Source organism: Aphanothece microscopica RSMan92 (assembly GCF_046613545.2).
Classification (GTDB): domain Bacteria; phylum Cyanobacteriota; class Cyanobacteriia; order PCC-6307; family Cyanobiaceae; genus NIES-981.
Genome location: NZ_JBKKKY020000003.1, coordinates 29,765 through 44,109 on the forward strand (window position 1 = coordinate 29,765; position 14,345 = coordinate 44,109).

General features: G+C 69.3%; 16 protein-coding genes. 11 read left to right on the forward strand and 5 right to left on the reverse strand.

Going from position 1 to position 14,345, the window contains the following annotated elements:
- Positions 1–8 precede the first annotated feature (8 nt).
- The 9 genes from ACLD7X_RS01455 to ACLD7X_RS01495 all read left to right on the forward strand — a co-directional run bounded on the left by ACLD7X_RS01455 (position 9) and on the right by ACLD7X_RS01495 (position 8,497).
- Positions 9–992, forward strand: a complete 984-nt coding sequence (locus tag ACLD7X_RS01455) for a hypothetical protein (RefSeq protein ID WP_412006912.1) — start codon at positions 9–11, stop codon at positions 990–992.
- Positions 989–1,756 (forward strand): phosphoribosylaminoimidazolesuccinocarboxamide synthase, encoded by a 768-nt coding sequence (gene purC / locus ACLD7X_RS01460; RefSeq protein WP_411421668.1) that lies wholly within the window; start codon positions 989–991, stop codon positions 1,754–1,756. The genes ACLD7X_RS01455 and purC overlap by 4 nt, the downstream gene beginning before the upstream one ends.
- A 60-nt stretch (positions 1,757–1,816) precedes the next feature.
- The gene (locus ACLD7X_RS01465; RefSeq protein WP_412006911.1) at positions 1,817–4,069 is read left to right on the forward strand and encodes a BamA/OMP85 family outer membrane protein; all 2,253 of its coding nucleotides are present in this window, start codon (positions 1,817–1,819) and stop codon (positions 4,067–4,069) included.
- Positions 4,069–4,929: a UDP-3-O-acyl-N-acetylglucosamine deacetylase gene (lpxC, locus tag ACLD7X_RS01470; protein WP_411421670.1), complete on the forward strand. Its 861-nt coding sequence runs from the start codon at positions 4,069–4,071 to the stop codon at positions 4,927–4,929. Before ACLD7X_RS01465 ends, lpxC begins: the two co-directional genes overlap by 1 nt.
- A 5-nt stretch (positions 4,930–4,934) precedes the next feature.
- The gene (gene fabZ, locus ACLD7X_RS01475; RefSeq protein WP_411421743.1) at positions 4,935–5,408 is read left to right on the forward strand and encodes a 3-hydroxyacyl-ACP dehydratase FabZ; all 474 of its coding nucleotides are present in this window, start codon (positions 4,935–4,937) and stop codon (positions 5,406–5,408) included.
- A complete protein-coding gene (gene lpxA / locus ACLD7X_RS01480) occupies positions 5,408–6,214 on the forward strand; it encodes an acyl-ACP--UDP-N-acetylglucosamine O-acyltransferase (RefSeq protein WP_411421671.1) in 807 nt (268 codons plus the stop codon). The genes fabZ and lpxA overlap by 1 nt, the downstream gene beginning before the upstream one ends.
- Positions 6,214–7,401 (forward strand): lipid-A-disaccharide synthase, encoded by a 1,188-nt coding sequence (gene lpxB / locus ACLD7X_RS01485; RefSeq protein WP_411421672.1) that lies wholly within the window; start codon positions 6,214–6,216, stop codon positions 7,399–7,401. Before lpxA ends, lpxB begins: the two co-directional genes overlap by 1 nt.
- Positions 7,398–8,114 (forward strand): peptide-methionine (S)-S-oxide reductase MsrA, encoded by a 717-nt coding sequence (gene msrA, locus ACLD7X_RS01490; RefSeq protein ID WP_411421673.1) that lies wholly within the window; start codon positions 7,398–7,400, stop codon positions 8,112–8,114. The genes lpxB and msrA overlap by 4 nt, the downstream gene beginning before the upstream one ends.
- Before the next feature lie 176 nt (positions 8,115–8,290).
- Entirely contained in the window at positions 8,291–8,497 is a 207-nt protein-coding gene (locus ACLD7X_RS01495; protein WP_411421674.1) for a hypothetical protein, read from the forward strand.
- Between the two features lie 92 nt (positions 8,498–8,589).
- On the opposite strand, the gene ACLD7X_RS01500 is transcribed toward ACLD7X_RS01495, so the two are convergent.
- Genes ACLD7X_RS01500 through ACLD7X_RS01520 form a run of 5 tightly spaced genes read right to left on the reverse strand, consistent with a single transcriptional unit; the run spans position 8,590 to position 12,537 of the window.
- Positions 8,590–8,844: a hypothetical protein gene (locus tag ACLD7X_RS01500; RefSeq protein WP_411421675.1), complete on the reverse strand. Its 255-nt coding sequence runs from the start codon at positions 8,842–8,844 to the stop codon at positions 8,590–8,592.
- Between the two features lie 30 nt (positions 8,845–8,874).
- Positions 8,875–10,392 (reverse strand): leucyl aminopeptidase, encoded by a 1,518-nt coding sequence (locus ACLD7X_RS01505; RefSeq protein WP_411421676.1) that lies wholly within the window; start codon positions 10,390–10,392, stop codon positions 8,875–8,877.
- 34 nt (positions 10,393–10,426) lie between these two features.
- Positions 10,427–11,056, reverse strand: a complete 630-nt coding sequence (locus ACLD7X_RS01510; RefSeq protein WP_411421677.1) for a hypothetical protein — start codon at positions 11,054–11,056, stop codon at positions 10,427–10,429.
- A 3-nt stretch (positions 11,057–11,059) separates the two neighbouring features.
- Positions 11,060–11,851, reverse strand: coding sequence for a hypothetical protein (locus ACLD7X_RS01515; protein ID WP_411421678.1), 792 nt, complete (start codon positions 11,849–11,851; stop codon positions 11,060–11,062).
- Entirely contained in the window at positions 11,836–12,537 is a 702-nt protein-coding gene (locus tag ACLD7X_RS01520; RefSeq protein ID WP_411421679.1) for a LuxR C-terminal-related transcriptional regulator, read from the reverse strand. The genes ACLD7X_RS01515 and ACLD7X_RS01520 overlap by 16 nt, the downstream gene beginning before the upstream one ends.
- 147 nt (positions 12,538–12,684) lie before the next feature.
- Between ACLD7X_RS01520 and ACLD7X_RS01525 the strand changes: the two genes are divergently transcribed.
- A complete protein-coding gene (locus ACLD7X_RS01525; RefSeq protein WP_411421680.1) occupies positions 12,685–13,008 on the forward strand; it encodes a DUF1825 family protein in 324 nt (107 codons plus the stop codon).
- A gap of 55 nt (positions 13,009–13,063) precedes the next feature.
- A complete protein-coding gene (gene tyrS, locus ACLD7X_RS01530; RefSeq protein ID WP_411421681.1) occupies positions 13,064–14,341 on the forward strand; it encodes a tyrosine--tRNA ligase in 1,278 nt (425 codons plus the stop codon).
- The last annotated feature ends 4 nt before the right edge of the window (positions 14,342–14,345 follow it).

Consider the following 14,345-nt stretch of genomic DNA (forward strand, 5'->3'; position numbering starts at 1 on the left):
TCCCCGGCATGGCGGCTGGCCTTCTGCGATCCTCGGCCCTGGCCTGCAGGGGCTGGGTGGCCCTCCTGGCCTTGGGCTCCGGCCTGCTGGGATCCCCGGGCCGGACGGCGCCCTCCGGTCTTCCGGTTGACACGGCCGGGATGGCGGCCGTGGCCAGCTGCCGCGAGGCGATCGGCGCCAGGGACCTCGATCGGCTGCGCGACGTGCAGGAGCAGCTGCTGTCCCGTCGGTCGCCCCGTTCCACCCTGCTCGAGGTGCTCACCACGGCCGAGGCCCTGCTCGTCTGCCAGGCCCCCGTGGGGGCCCTCGAGGTGCTGAGCCGGCACAGTCCTGCCCCCGGTCCGGACCGCCGGATCTGGCTTCTTCTGCAGTGGCAGGCAGCCGATGCGGGGCTGGACCACCGCCTGGCGGCCCAGGCGCTCCGCTGGCTCGCCGAGGGTGATCCGGCGAATCTCGAAGCTCTGCAGCTGCCGCTGGTCGCGTCCTCCGGCCACCGGACGGTGACCCGTCCCGCCCTGGATGTGCTGGCGGATCATCTCGAGAGCCTCGGTCGGCCCGCCGAGGCGGCCGAAGTGTTGCTGGCCAGCCGCCTTCCGGGTGAGGCGACGGCCGCCCGCTGGGGTCGCGCCGTGGCCCTGGCGGCCCAGCTCGACCGCGAGACCCGCGACACCCTGCTCGAACGGGCGCTCGAGCAGGCGGCCGACAGTGGTGCCTGGGGGCTGGTCGCCCAGCTGCTCGACCAGCAGCTGGGCACGGGGCGGCTTGACACGGGCCAGTTTGGCAAGGAGGCCGGATCGGGACCGGAGTCCACGCTGGCCCTGGAGCGGCGGCTGCGCCTCAGCGCCCGGATCGACGATGCGTACGGTGAGTGGCTGTTGCGGCGAAGACTGGCTTCCGATCCGGCCCGGACCCGCGATCTGGAGACCCAGCTGCGCTCGCCCCGCGATCCCGGAGGCCACGCCGCCGGCACCTCCCCGACTCCCCTGCCATGAGCACCTACACCATCGGTCCGCTGCTGCACGAGGGCAAGGCCAAACGGGTGTATCGCACGGATCGGCCCGACCTGGTGGCGGTCGAGTACAAGGATGACGCCACCGCCTTCAATGCCCTCAAGAAAGCCCAGCTGGAGGGCAAAGGGCCCCTCAACTGCCGGATCTCGGCCCTGGTCTTCGAATGGCTGGCCAGTCGCGACATCCCCACCCACTACCTGGGCCTGGCCGAGGGCGAGGCCTCCCGGCGCTGGATGCTGGTGCGCCCCGTGGAGATCATTCCCATCGAGGTGGTGATCCGCAACCTGGCGGCGGGTTCGCTCTGCCAGCAGCTTCCGGTCGCCTCCGGAACCCGCCTGCCCTCCCCCCTGCTGGATCTGTACTACAAGGACGACGCCCTGGGCGATCCGCTGCTCACGGATGCCCGGCTGGCGCTGCTCGGCATCCTCGACACCGATCTGCGGGATCGCCTCGAGCAGCTGGCCCGCCAGGTGAACGCCGCCCTCCTGGAGCTTTTCGGCCGCATCGATCTGGAGCTGGTGGACTTCAAGATCGAACTGGGGCTGACCGCCGATCAGCAGCTGGTCGTTGCCGATGAAATCAGCCCTGACACCTGTCGCCTCTGGGATCGGGCCACCGACGACCTGCAGGACCGCATTCTCGACAAGGACCGATTCCGCCAGGACCTCGGCGGGGTTGTCGAGGCCTATGGGCAGGTTCTCAAACGGATCCAAGGGGTGTGTCCCGAACCGCGGTTCTATAGGTAAGGTCACCGCATTTGCGGCCCAGCCGCTCCGTTCGTGACACTCATGGTCGGTTCGCTGGGCTTGAAGGCTGCACTGCCTCTGCTGGGTGCGGCGCTTCTGGTGGCCTCTCCGGCCCTGGCGCAGGACCAGCCCGGAGCGGAGGCTCCGGCTGAACAACCCGCGGACACCCCAGCGGTAGCCCCCCAGGCGGATGCGCCCGCAGAGGCGCCGGCCGATACCTCCCCGGGCGTCGACCCGTTTGCTGCCGATCCCCCGGCCGCCGCCCCTGCTGCTGCGGAGCCCCCGGCCGGGACCGATCAACCCGGTGCCGCCTCCCCCGAGGTCGGTGAAGAGGCCCCCGCCGAGCCCAGGGTTCAGATCGCCGAGATCGTCATCGAGGGCCTCGATGACCACCCCGAGCGGGAGCGTCTTGAGCTGGCGGCCTACGCCGCGATGGCCGTGACCCCCGGCACCAAGGTCACCCGCAGTGAACTGCAGACCGACCTCTCGGCGATCTATGCCACCGGCTGGTTCTCCGACGTGCGCATCCAGCCGGTTGACGGCCCGCTCGGGGTGCGGCTGATCGTTGCGGTGGTGGCCAACCCGGTGTTGCAGCGGATCAGCCTGGAGCCCGCTGAGCTCCAGCTCCCCGACCAGGTGCTCCAGGACACCTTCGCGGCGGACTACGGCAAGACGCTCAACCTCAACTCCCTGCAGTCCCGCATGCAGGAGCTGCAGAAGTGGTACGCCGACCAGGGATACTCCCTGGCCCGGGTCACCGGCCCCAGCCGGGTCAGTCCCGACGGCACGGTTGAACTGCTGGTGCGCGAAGGCACCGTGGAAGGGGTGGAGGTGCAGTTCCTCAACAAGGAGGGCTCCGCCACCAATGAGAAGGGCGAGCCGATCCGCGGCAAGAGCAAGCCCTGGGTCATCACCCGGGAAATCTCGATGAAGTCCGGGGACCTCTTCAACCGCCGCAAGCTGGAGGAAGACATCCGTCGCCTGTATGGCACTGGGCTGTTCGGCGATGTCAAGGTCACCCTGAAGCCCGTGCCTGCCGAGCCGGGCAAGGTCATCATCGTGCTCGGGATGGTCGAGCAATCCACCGGCTCGATCTCAGGTGGTGTGGGCTACAGCCAGAACCAGGGGGTCTTCGGTCAGATCCAGCTGCAGGAAAGCAACCTGGCCGGGCGGGCCTGGAATCTCGGCACCAACTTTTCCTACGGACAGTACGGCGGCCTCGGCGACATCACCTTCACGGACCCCTGGATCAAGGGGGATCGCTTCCGGACCTCCTTCCGCACCCGGATCTTCTTCAGCCGGGAAGTGCCCCAGATCTTCCGAAGCGACGACACGGACCTCAACTTCAACCGGCAGGATTTCAGCGGGGCTGATTTCGATGTCGTCACCAACAGCCCCGTCGACACCTCCGGACCGTTCGCGGAGGTCCGCACCAATTTCGACAGCGTCGCCATCCAGCGGGTTGGGGCGAATGTCCAGTTCGTGCGGCCCTTCAACGGTGGGGATCCCTACAAGAAAGCCCCCTGGAACCTGATCCTGGCCTTCGGCGGCCAGGAAGTCACCCCGATGAACTTCTCGGGCGACAAGTACTCCCAGGCCGTGATCGGTGTGGACGACGACCTCCGCCAGCCGGTGAGGGTTCCCAGCCGCCAGGTCATCTGTCTGGCCTACAACTGCGCCTCGGAGAACCAGCTGCTCAGTTTCAGGGTCGGCACGACCTACAGCTCCCTCGATGATCCCCGCAACCCCACCCGCGGCAACTTCTTCAGCGTGGGCACCGAGCAGTTCCTCTCCGTGGGCAACGATTCACCCACCTTCAACCGGGTCCGCACCACCTTCACCCAGTACATCCCGGTCAATTGGCTGAAGATCTACAAGGGTTGCCGTCCCAAGCCCGGCGAAACCCGCGACTGCAAGCAGGCCCTGGCTTTCCAGGTCTCGGGCGGCGCCCTGATCGGTGACGAGATCCCTCCCTACGAGGCCTTCTGCCTGGGAGGCGGCAATTCGGTGCGTGGCTACGCCGACTGCGATCTGGGGGTCGGCAAGGCCTACGGCGAGTTCACGGCGGAGTACCGGTTTCCCCTGTTCAGCATCGTCAGCGGTTCCGTCTTCTTCGACGCCGGCACCACCTTCGGCACCCAGGGGGACATCCCGGGCAACCCCGGCGGTCTGCTGGGCAAGAAGGGCGATGGCTTCTCGCCGGGCATCGGCGTGATCGTCACCACCCCTGTCGGCCCCCTGAGGCTGGAAGTGGCGACAGAGGACTTCACCGACAACTGGCGCTTCAACCTTGGTGTGGGCTGGAAGTTCTAGTGGGGCCATGGCCAGCTGACTACGCCGGGACCTTCACCCTGGCCGGCACGGCCGAGCGGCACGGTGTCGGCCTCCACAGCGGTCAGGAGGGTCGGGTGAGGCTCCAGCCCGCCGAGCGGCCCGGCTACTGGCTCGGGTGGCTGGATCAGCCCGACCTGCCCCTCGTGCGCCTGCACCCAGGAAGGGTGCAGGACACCACGCTCTGCACCGCGTTGCAGCTGGGCCAGCGGCGCCTCGCCACCGTGGAACATCTGCTGGCGGCCCTGGCCGGTACGGGCATCACCCAGGCAGAGATCCTGGTCGAGGGCCATGAGATCCCCTTGCTGGATGGATCGGCCCTCCCCTGGGTGGAGGCCATCGCGGAAGCCGGCTGTCAGCCCCTGGAGCTTCCCTCCGCCATGCCGGAACTGCGTGAGCCCCTCACGGTGAGCCGGGGGCCGGGGTTCGTGACCGCGATCCCCGCTGCGGGCCTGCGGCTGGGCGCGGCCATCGAGTTCACGGACCCGGCCATCGGCCGCCAGCTGTTCTCCCTGGAGCTCACCCCTGCTGCGTTTGTGGAAGCCATCGCGCCGGCCCGGACCTTCGGTCTGCGCTCCCAGGTCGATCAGCTCCGCGCCGCCGGCTTGATCCAGGGGGGCGCCCTCGATAATGCGCTGGTGTGCGACGGCGACCGCTGGCTGAATCCCCCCCTGCGATTTGCCGATGAACCGGTGCGCCATAAAATCCTCGACCTGATGGGTGATCTGGCGCTGGTCGGTTTGCCAAGGGCCCATGTGTTTGCCTACCGCGGCTCCCATGGCCTCCATACCGCCCTGGCCGCTGCCCTGGCGGACCTTCCCCGTTCGCCGTTCTCTGCTTGACCCCCTTGTCCGCCTCCTCCTCCCCGGCTCCTGCCAGCTCCCCGGGCATCGTGCTCCATGCGGAGCAGATCCAGGGTCTCCTGCCCCACCGCTATCCCTTCGCTCTGGTGGATCGGGTGATCGCCCACGAGCCTGGCAAGCGCGCGGTGGCGATCAAGAATGTCACCTTCAATGAGCCCCAGTTCCAGGGGCATTTCCCCGGCCGCCCCCTGATGCCCGGGGTGCTGATCGTCGAGGCGATGGCCCAGGTGGGGGGGCTGATCGTCACCCAGATGCCCGATCTGCCCAAGGGGCTCTTCGTGTTTGCCGGGATCGACGGGGTGCGCTTTCGTCGTCCCGTCGTACCCGGGGATCAGCTGCTGATCAGCTGCGAACTGCTGAGCCTCAAGCGCAAGCGTTTCGGCAAGGTGGCGGCCGAGGCCACGGTGGATGGGGAGCTGGCCTGCTCCGGCGAACTGATGTTTTCGCTGGTGGACTGATGGCCACCATGATCCATCCCACTGCGGTGGTCGATCCGCGGGCCGAACTGGCGGAGGGCGTGGAGGTCGGGCCCTACGCGGTGATCGGTCCGCAGGTGCGGGTCGGCAGCGGCAGCCGCATCGGCCCCCATGTGGTGATCGACGGACGGGTGAGGATCGGGCGGGACAACCGCATCTTTCCCGGTGCCTGCATCGGACTCGAACCCCAGGATCTCAAGTACACCGGTGATCCCACCGAGGTGGTGATCGGTGATGGCAACACCATCCGCGAATGCGTCACCATCAACCGTGCCACCACCGACCACCAGCAGACCAGGGTGGGTGACGGCAACCTGCTGATGGCCTACAGCCACCTCGGCCACAACTGCGATCTGGGGGATCGGATCGTGATCGCCAACGGTGTCGCCGTGGCCGGCCACGTGGTGATCGGTGACCGGGCGGTGATCGGCGGCGTGCTCGGCATCCACCAGTTCGTTCAGATCGGCACCCTGGCGATGGTGGGGGGCATGAGCCGGATCGAACGGGATGTGCCGCCCTTCTGCCTGGTGGAAGGCCATCCGTCCCGCGTGCGGGCCCTGAACAAGATCGGGCTGCGCCGCAGCGGCCTCATGGACCTCGACGACGGTCGCCAGTCCGAGGATCTCAGGCGGGCCTGGACCCTGCTCTACCGCCGAGGCCTGACCCTGGCCGAGGCCCTCGGCCAGCTCAGGGCCGAGCCCCTGACGGCTGCCGCTGAGACCCTGGTGGCCTTTCTGGAAGGATCCTTGCAGCCCTCGCGCCGGGGTCCGATCCCCGGAGCGCGCTGATGCTGCGCTTGCTGGTCAGCACGGGCGAGGTGTCCGGCGATCTGCAGGGGGCCCTGCTGGTGGAGGCCCTCCATCAGGAGGCCCGCCGGCGCGGGCTCGAACTCCAGGTGGTGGCCCTCGGTGGGGAGCGCATGGAACGGGCGGGAGCGGAACTGCTGGCGAACACCACCCGCATGGGGGCGATCGGCCTGCTGGAGGCGATCCCCTTCGTGCTGCCCACGCTGCGGCTGCAGCGGCGGCTCAGGCGCTGGTTCCGCGGAGCCGCTCCCGACGGTGTGGTGCTGATCGACTACATGGGGCCCAACGTCAATCTGGGGCTGCGACTGAAGCGCAAGTTCCCCGAGGTTCCGGTCACCTACTACATCGCTCCCCAGGAATGGGCCTTCAAGTTCGGGGATGAGGGGCGCACCAATCTGATCCGCTTCACCAACCAGATCCTGGCGATCTTCCAGGAGGAGGCCCGCTACTACGGCTGTCGCGGGGCGAATGTCACCTATGTCGGCCATCCCCTGCTCGACACGGTGGGCGATCCGCCGAGTCGTCGCGAGGCCCGGGCGGAACTCGGCCTGGCCGATGATGCGCCGGTGCTGCTCCTGATGCCCGCCTCCAGACGGCAGGAACTGCGCTACATGCTCCCCCAGATCGTCGCGGCGGCGGCGGAGCTCCAGCGCGCCCAGCCGGATCTGCAGGTGGTGGTGCCCGCCGGACTCTCGGGCTTCGAGGCCCAGATCACCCGTCAGCTGGACAAGGCCGGTGTGCGTGCGCTGGTGATCTCCGCCGTGGACGCCGACAGGCTCAAGCCGGCCCTCTGCGCCGCCGCCGATCTCGCCCTGGCCAAGTCCGGCACCGTGAACCTGGAACTGGCCCTGCGAGGGGTTCCCCAGGTCGTGGTCTACCGGGTCAGTGCGGCCACGGCCTTCGTGGCCCGTCACATCCTCCGCTTCAGCGTGCCGCACATCTCGCCGGTGAATCTGGTGCTGGGGGAACGGCTCGTGCCGGAACTCCTGCAGGCCGACCTCACCCCCGAGGCGATCGTGCGGGAGGCCAAGCCCCTGCTCCAGGCGGGGAGCGCCGCCCACGCCACCATGCTGGAGGGCTACCGCCGGCTGCGCTCGGAGCTGGGGGAGCCCGGCGTCACCCAGCGGGCGGCGGCGGCCATCCTCGACCAGGTGCTGGCCCCCTCATGAGGGCGCCACCCTGCCGGGCGGGGAGCCGCCTGCCGGACAGAGGCCCCCTGCGGGCTTGGGCCGCCACCCTTCGGCACGGCCTGCTCATCCTCGGCCTGATCGCCCTGCTCACGCTGGCACCGTTGTCGGCCGCGGCGGCGCCGCTCCAGGAAGCGGTGTTCGCCGGGGGGTGTTTCTGGTGTCTGGAACACGATCTCGAGGTGCAGTCCGGCGTGGTGGAGGCGATCAGCGGCTACAGCGGCGGACGGTTGGAGCGCCCGACCTACGCCCAGGTGTCGGCTGGCGGTACCGGCCATCAGGAGGCTGTGCTGGTGCGTTTCGACCCGGCGCAGCTCAGTTACGCCGCCCTGCTGCGCCACTACTGGCGCCAGATCGATCCCCTCGACGCGGGCGGGCAGTTCTGCGACCGGGGAGACTCCTACCGACCGGTGATCTTTCCCCGCGGCTCCGAGCAGGAGCTCCAGGCCCGCCAGAGCCTTGAGTCGGCGGCCTCTGAGCTGGCTGTTCCGGTCTCAGCCCTGAAGGTCGCCATCCAACCCCTGGATCGGTTCTGGCCCGCCGAGGGCTACCACCAGAACTACGCCGAGCGCCAGGCCATCCAGTACACCTACTACCGATGGGCCTGCGGCCGTGACCGCCGTCTGGATGCGGTCTGGGGGCCGCGGGCCCGCTCCGGCGTCCCCTGGACGGCGGGGCCTGCGCCCGGACCATGACCCGATCCTGACCGGCGGGTGGCCCTGCGGCTGGTCAGGGCGGGGGAGATGCGGCGCAGCCCCGGTCCTTCAACGGCGGAACGGCCGTTCGGAACGATTGCGGCAACTGGCGCTGGGGCCTACCCAGATCGGTCCGGGGGCCTTACCGTGATCCCTGCAGCTGAGCAGAGCCCTGTATGTATCTGCTGACCATCCGAGAAGGTCTGCAGACCCGGCACATCGGGCCCTACGGCAGTCCCAAGCAGGCGGCCGACGATCTGGATCGTCTGCTGCCCCTGTGCGGCGACCGCGCCCGCTGGCAGATCCATGCCCTGGAGTCGCCGGCGGATCTCCAGGACCAGCTGGACGGTGGAGACGACCGTCAGAGTCCTGTCGCAGCCTGAGGGAGGTTGCCCCTCCAGCGCGGTGCGATCGTGCCTCCAGCGCTCAAGGCTTCAGCCCTGCGCCTGGCCGGCAGCCCGCACCACCTCTGGCTTCAGGGTTGGCGCGGGTAGCCCCGCAGCAAGCCACTCTCGATCATCAGGCCCACCCCGGCATTGATCAGGATCAGCCCGAAGGTGCCGTACCAGAACCACGGCCCCGGGTTGTTCATCCCCTCCACCCGTCCTGAGGCGGCCAGAACCTGGATGCCCTTGCGGATCACCGCTTCGCCGAACAGGCACAGGCCGGCCGGCAGGAGGAGCACCCCGAGCTGGGCCTTGACGTACCAGCGAATCTTCTTGACGGCCATCGGCTCCAGCCTCGGGTCTCTCGCCCAAACCTAGGTGTCGGCCTTCAGCGGAGCGCCGCCGCAGACCCACTGCACCAGGGTCCTGACGCCGAAGCCCGTGGCGCCCGCCGGATCGACCCCCCGACCCTTGTCGCTCCATACGGTTCCGGCGATGTCCAGGTGGGCCCAGGGCAATCCCTTGGTCACGAAGTCCTGCAGGAACAGGGCGGCGGTGATCGAACCACCCGGCCGGGGACCGGTGTTCTTCAGGTCGGCGTAGCTGCTTTTCAGCCCCTTCTTGTAGGAGGGTCGCAGGGGCATGCGCCAGAGGTCTTCGCCGCCGGACCGTCCGGCATCCACCAGCGCCTGGGCCAGCTGGTCATGGTTGGACCAGAGGCCGGCCATCTCCTCGCCCAGGGCGATCACGCAGGCGCCGGTGAGGGTGGCCAGATCGACAATCGCGTCAGGCTCGAGTCTGCAGGCGTAGACGAGCGCATCCGCCAGGGTGAGCCGACCTTCGGCGTCGGTGTTGTTGATCTCGATCGTCTTGCCGTTGGAGGCCGTGACGATGTCCCCGGGGTGGACGGCACCACCGCTGATCATGTTTTCGCAGCTGGCAACGATCACATGCACTTCCACGCCCGCCGGTCGCAGCTGGCCGATGGCCCGGGCGGCGCCCAGCACGGCGGCGCTGCCCCCCATGTCGTATTTCATCATCTCGATCTGGGACCCGGCCGTCTTGAGGTTGTAGCCCCCGGAGTCGAAGGTGAGGCCCTTGCCCACCAGGGCGACCCTTCGGCTGGCGACGCCCTCGGGCCTGTAGATGAGGTGGATGAACTTGGGGGGCAGATCGGATCCCTGGGCCACCCCCAGGTAGGCACCCATGCCCAGGGCCTCGCAGTCGGCGCGCTCCAGCACCTTGAGATCGAGGCCATGGGCTGCGGCGATCGCCGCGGCCGTGTCCGCCAGGTGCTGGGGGGTGGCCACGTTGGGCGGAGCCGCCACCAGCTGGCGGGCCAGTTCCACTCCGGCACAGGTGGCATCCACCGAGGCCAGGGCGCCGGCCGCGGCGGCGGGCAGGCCGATCAGGCTCACCCGGTCGGGCTGCGGTTTCGGCTGGGGCTCACCCTTGAAGCGCTGGTCGTCGTAGAGGCCCAGGCGCACGGCCTCCGCCATGGCGCGGGCGGCCAGGCCCGCTTCAAGGCCCTCGACCGGCAGGGCCAGACCCAGATGGCTGGCACCGCTGGCGGCCGCGGCCCGTGCGGCTACCGCCGCGGCCTGCTGGACCACGGCCAGATCGCAGTCCGCCGCTCCGCCGAGGCCGACCAGGATGAGCGTCTGGGGCGCCTCGCCCAGCCGCTCGAAGCTGACACACTCCCCCGGCTTGGCCAGGAAGCGGCGGCGCTCCAGGCTGGGCCACAGGCTGGCACCGAGGGCGGACTCCAGGGTCGCTCGGACGGGGTGAACCGGCCCGGCCTCGTCGGCGCTGAACAGGCCGATCGCCAGACAGTCGCCCGCCCATCCAGCCAGGCAGCTGCTCAGGGAATCAGCGATGCAACGAAACTCCATGGGCCGGCCGATCGAAACGTGATCGTAGCCAGCGTCAGGGGTCGTCTCCGGCGGTGAATGGCGTCGCCCAGCGCTGCCGGGTCTCCTTGTTGAACGGCGGCAGCCAGCGGCGGATCAGCGCCTGCTCGAGGGCCCGGCGGGGCCGGACGGCCTGGGGGGCATCCAGCCAGAAGCGAATGCTCAGCTGGCCGCTGAGCTGGGCCTTCGCCAGGGCTTCGCTGTAGGCCGCCAGGTAGTGCTTGCAGTCGTGCTCCCCTTTCCAGCGCTGGGCTGCCTGGCCGGTTTCGCCCACATAGAGCAGCAGGTCCGCCGCCAGGACCGGGCAGTGATCGGTCACGAAATAGAGGGCCGCCCCCCGTTGCGGCGCCCTGGGCCATCGCCAGAAGGACAGCGACTGGGCCTGCAGGAGCAGGGGATTGAGCTGGGCCCCTGCCTGCTCGGCATCCACCGGCTCCTCCCGCGGGTGGGGCCGCCCCTGGAGGCCCGCGTCGAACAGGCTGGGCTGCAGACTCCCCGATCCGCCACCGGCGAACAGGGGCCCCTGGTGGTCCGCCAGGCGCCGTTGCCAGTCGAGCAGCTGGTGGGCCAGCAGGGGCAGGCTCTCCCCACCCGGAGGGAACTGGGCGAGCCTGGTGCTGGGGAAGAGTTCGCCCTGCCTGGCCATGGCCTACTCCCGGCGGGCGGGGGGAAGCACCGGGCCTGGGGGGCAGGTGCTGAACTGCACCCGGCCGAGCCAGCCCTCCACCATCGGGACCGGCAGCTGCAGGCGCCGCTGGAGGTCCGCCAGATCCTGGAAGGGGCGACGGCCGCGTTCACGCCGCAGGCGATCGGCCTGCGCGGGGGTCAGCCCGAGGTCGGCCAGCTGGGCCGGGCTGGCCTGGTTCAGATCGATCCGCGGGCGGGGCTCCCGGGCCGGAGGCGGTTCGCTGTACCAGCGGAACTCCAGGATGGGCCGCCAGGCTTCGATGCGCTCCGGCGGCCAGTCGAGCGCCCGGTGCAGGTCCTCGGGACCGCTCAGCTGCACGCCGCAGTCCTGCAGCCGCAGCAGCAGATCCACCTGGTCCCTGGTGATGCCCGGCAGGCGCAGCCAGTCGGCCGCCGTGGCGCGGTTCACATCCAGCCGCCAGCCCAGGGCTGCCGCGTGGCGGACCTCCTGGGCATCCTGGAGGCCCAGGGCGGGGTTCTGGCGCAGCTTCAGCGCCAGCAGCTCCCGTTCCACCGTGTCGTCCGGGTCATCCCAGGCTTGCTGGGGGGTGGGATCCCCGGGCTTCGGGAGGGTGCCGTCAGGCCTGCCATCGGCCCTCGGGCCGGATGGCTCCGGGGGAGGCGAAGGGGGGATCTGGCCCGTGGCCACGAGCAGTTGGCGAGCCAGCGGATCCAGCCAGTGGCGGCGGGCCATGGGTGGATGGAAACCAGGACTCAGGGCCGAACCTAGCGAGGCGATCAGGGATCGGGCCATTCGATCAGATCCCAGCACAGCCCCAGCACCGCGGCATGGGTGCGGTCCCGGGCCGGAAGCTTGCGCATCACGTGCCGCAGATGGGTCTTCACCGTGTCGGGGGAGACATGCAGCGCCTGGCCGATGGCACTGTTGCTGTTGCCCCGCGCCACCAGGGTGAGCACGTCGCGCTCCCGTGCGGTGAGGGTCTCGAGCGGCGCACAGTCGCGGTGGACGTTCCGGAAGGCGGGGCGCAGCTGGCGGTCGACGTAGATGCCGCCACCGCTGACCGCATGCAGGGCCGCCAGCGCGGCCCCCTGCCCCAACCGCGATTCCGGCAGCACCCCTTCGCATCCGGCGGCGATGGCGGCCTGGATGCGCTGATGCCGCTGCTCCCGGCTCACCACCAGCAGCGTCTGCAGGCTGGGCCAGCGGGCCTTCAGGTCGATCACGAGGCTGATGCCATCACCCTGCTCGAGCACATCGCTCGCGACCACCAGGGTGGGGCTGAGCCGTTCCACCAGGCCGATCCCCTCGGCGGCGGTGGTTGCGGCCCCGACGACCCGGCTGGAGCTCTGGGCTCCTCCCACAAAGACACTGAGGGCCACCCGGTTGGCGGTGCAGAGCACCAGCCGGGCATCGTGCAGCAGGCCACCGATCTGCCGGCCACGGTCCCGCATGCCATCGAGGAGAGGGGTGTAGTCCACGCCAGGCCAGTGGCCCCAACGCCTCCATGCTGCTGAGCGAAGCCGGGCGTGTCACCGCTCTGTCGGGATTACGCCAATCCGCACTCCCCAGGGCGTGATGGAGTCCTCACAATTGGTGGATCGCAGCACTGTGCCGGTTGGTTGCCGATGGCCTTCTTCGATTCCGAGATCGTCCAGGACGAGGCCAAGCGGCTGTTCCTCGACTACCAGCAGCTGATGGAACTCGGTGGGGAGTACGGGAAGTTCGATCGGGAGGGGAAGAAGCTCTACATCGAGCGGATGGAGGAAATGATGGAGCGCTACCGGGTCTTCATGAAGCGCTTCGAGCTCTCCGAGGATTTCCAGGCCAAGCTCACGGTGGAGCAGCTGCGCACCCAGCTCGGCCAGTTCGGCCTGACCCCCGAGACGATGTTCGATCAGATGCACCGCACCCTGGAGCGGATGAAGGGCCAGCTCGAGGCCCAGCCCTGACGGGCCCCCGCTGCGTACGATCCGCCACTGAGCTGGGTGCCCACGGGAGGAGCTGATGGCAGACGGCGGATGGAATCTGCCCTCCTGGATCGAGCGCGGCGTAGCGGACCTCTTCCCGGCCCCCTCCGGGCCGGGATCGGATGGCCCCGAAGCCACCGATGGATCCCTGGCGCACCGCCTGCGGGAGGCCGAGCAGGCCGGCCGGCCGCTGCGGGTGAAGCTGGGCATCGACCCGACCGGCGCTGACATCCATCTGGGCCACTCGATCCTGTTCCGCAAGCTGCGGGCCTTTCAGGACGCCGGACACACCGCCGTGCTGATCATCGGCGACTTCACCGCCCGCATCGGCGATCCCAGCGGCAAGAGTGCCACGCGGGTTCAGCTGAGCGCCGCCGCGGTGGAGGCCAATGCCGAGACCTACCTGTTGCAGCTGGGTCTGGGCCAGCCGAAGGAGCGCTCCCTGATCGACTTCGAAACCCCGGGTCGCCTCGAGGTGCGCCGCAACAGCGAGTGGCTGGCGGGCCTGGCGCTGCCGGAGGTGATCGGCCTGCTGGCCACGTCCACCGTCGGCCAGATGCTGGCCAAGGAGGATTTCTCCCGCCGCTACGGTTCCGGCACCCCGATCTCGCTGCACGAGTTCCTCTATCCCCTGTTGCAGGGCTACGACTCGGTGGCCATCCAGGCCGATCTGGAGCTGGGGGGCACGGACCAGAAGTTCAATGTGGCGATGGGCCGCGATCTCCAGCGCCACTTCGCGCAGAGGCCCCAGTTCGGCATGCTGCTGCCGATCCTGCCCGGGCTGGATGGCGTGCAGAAGATGAGCAAGAGCCTCGGCAACACCGTGGGCCTCTCGGAGGATCCCCTGTCGATGTATTCCAAGCTCGAGAAGGTCCCGGACCAGGCCGTGGAGGAGTACCTGACCCTGCTCACGGACCTCGATCCGCAAGCCCTGCCGGCCAATCCCCGCGAGCGGCAGAAGGCGATGGCCCTCGACATCACCCGGCAGCGCCATGGTCTGGAAGCTGCCCGGCAGGCCCAGCACGACGCGGCCTCCCTGGTGGCCGGAGCGGCCGGGCAGGGTGCCGCCACCGCGGAGGTGCCCGAGGTCTCCCTCAGCGGCGTGAACTTTCCCGCCAAGGCCTTCTACCTGCTCAGTGCCCTCAACCTCTGTTCCAGCAGCAGTGAAGCGCGCCGCCAGATCCAGGGCGGCGCGGTGAAACTGGATGGTGTGCGGCTTGCCGACCCCAACCAGCAGTTCGCGGTCTCCAGTGAGCTGGCGGGCAAGGTGCTGCAGCTCGGCAAGAAGACCTTCCGCCGCCTGGTGCTCGGCTGAACTC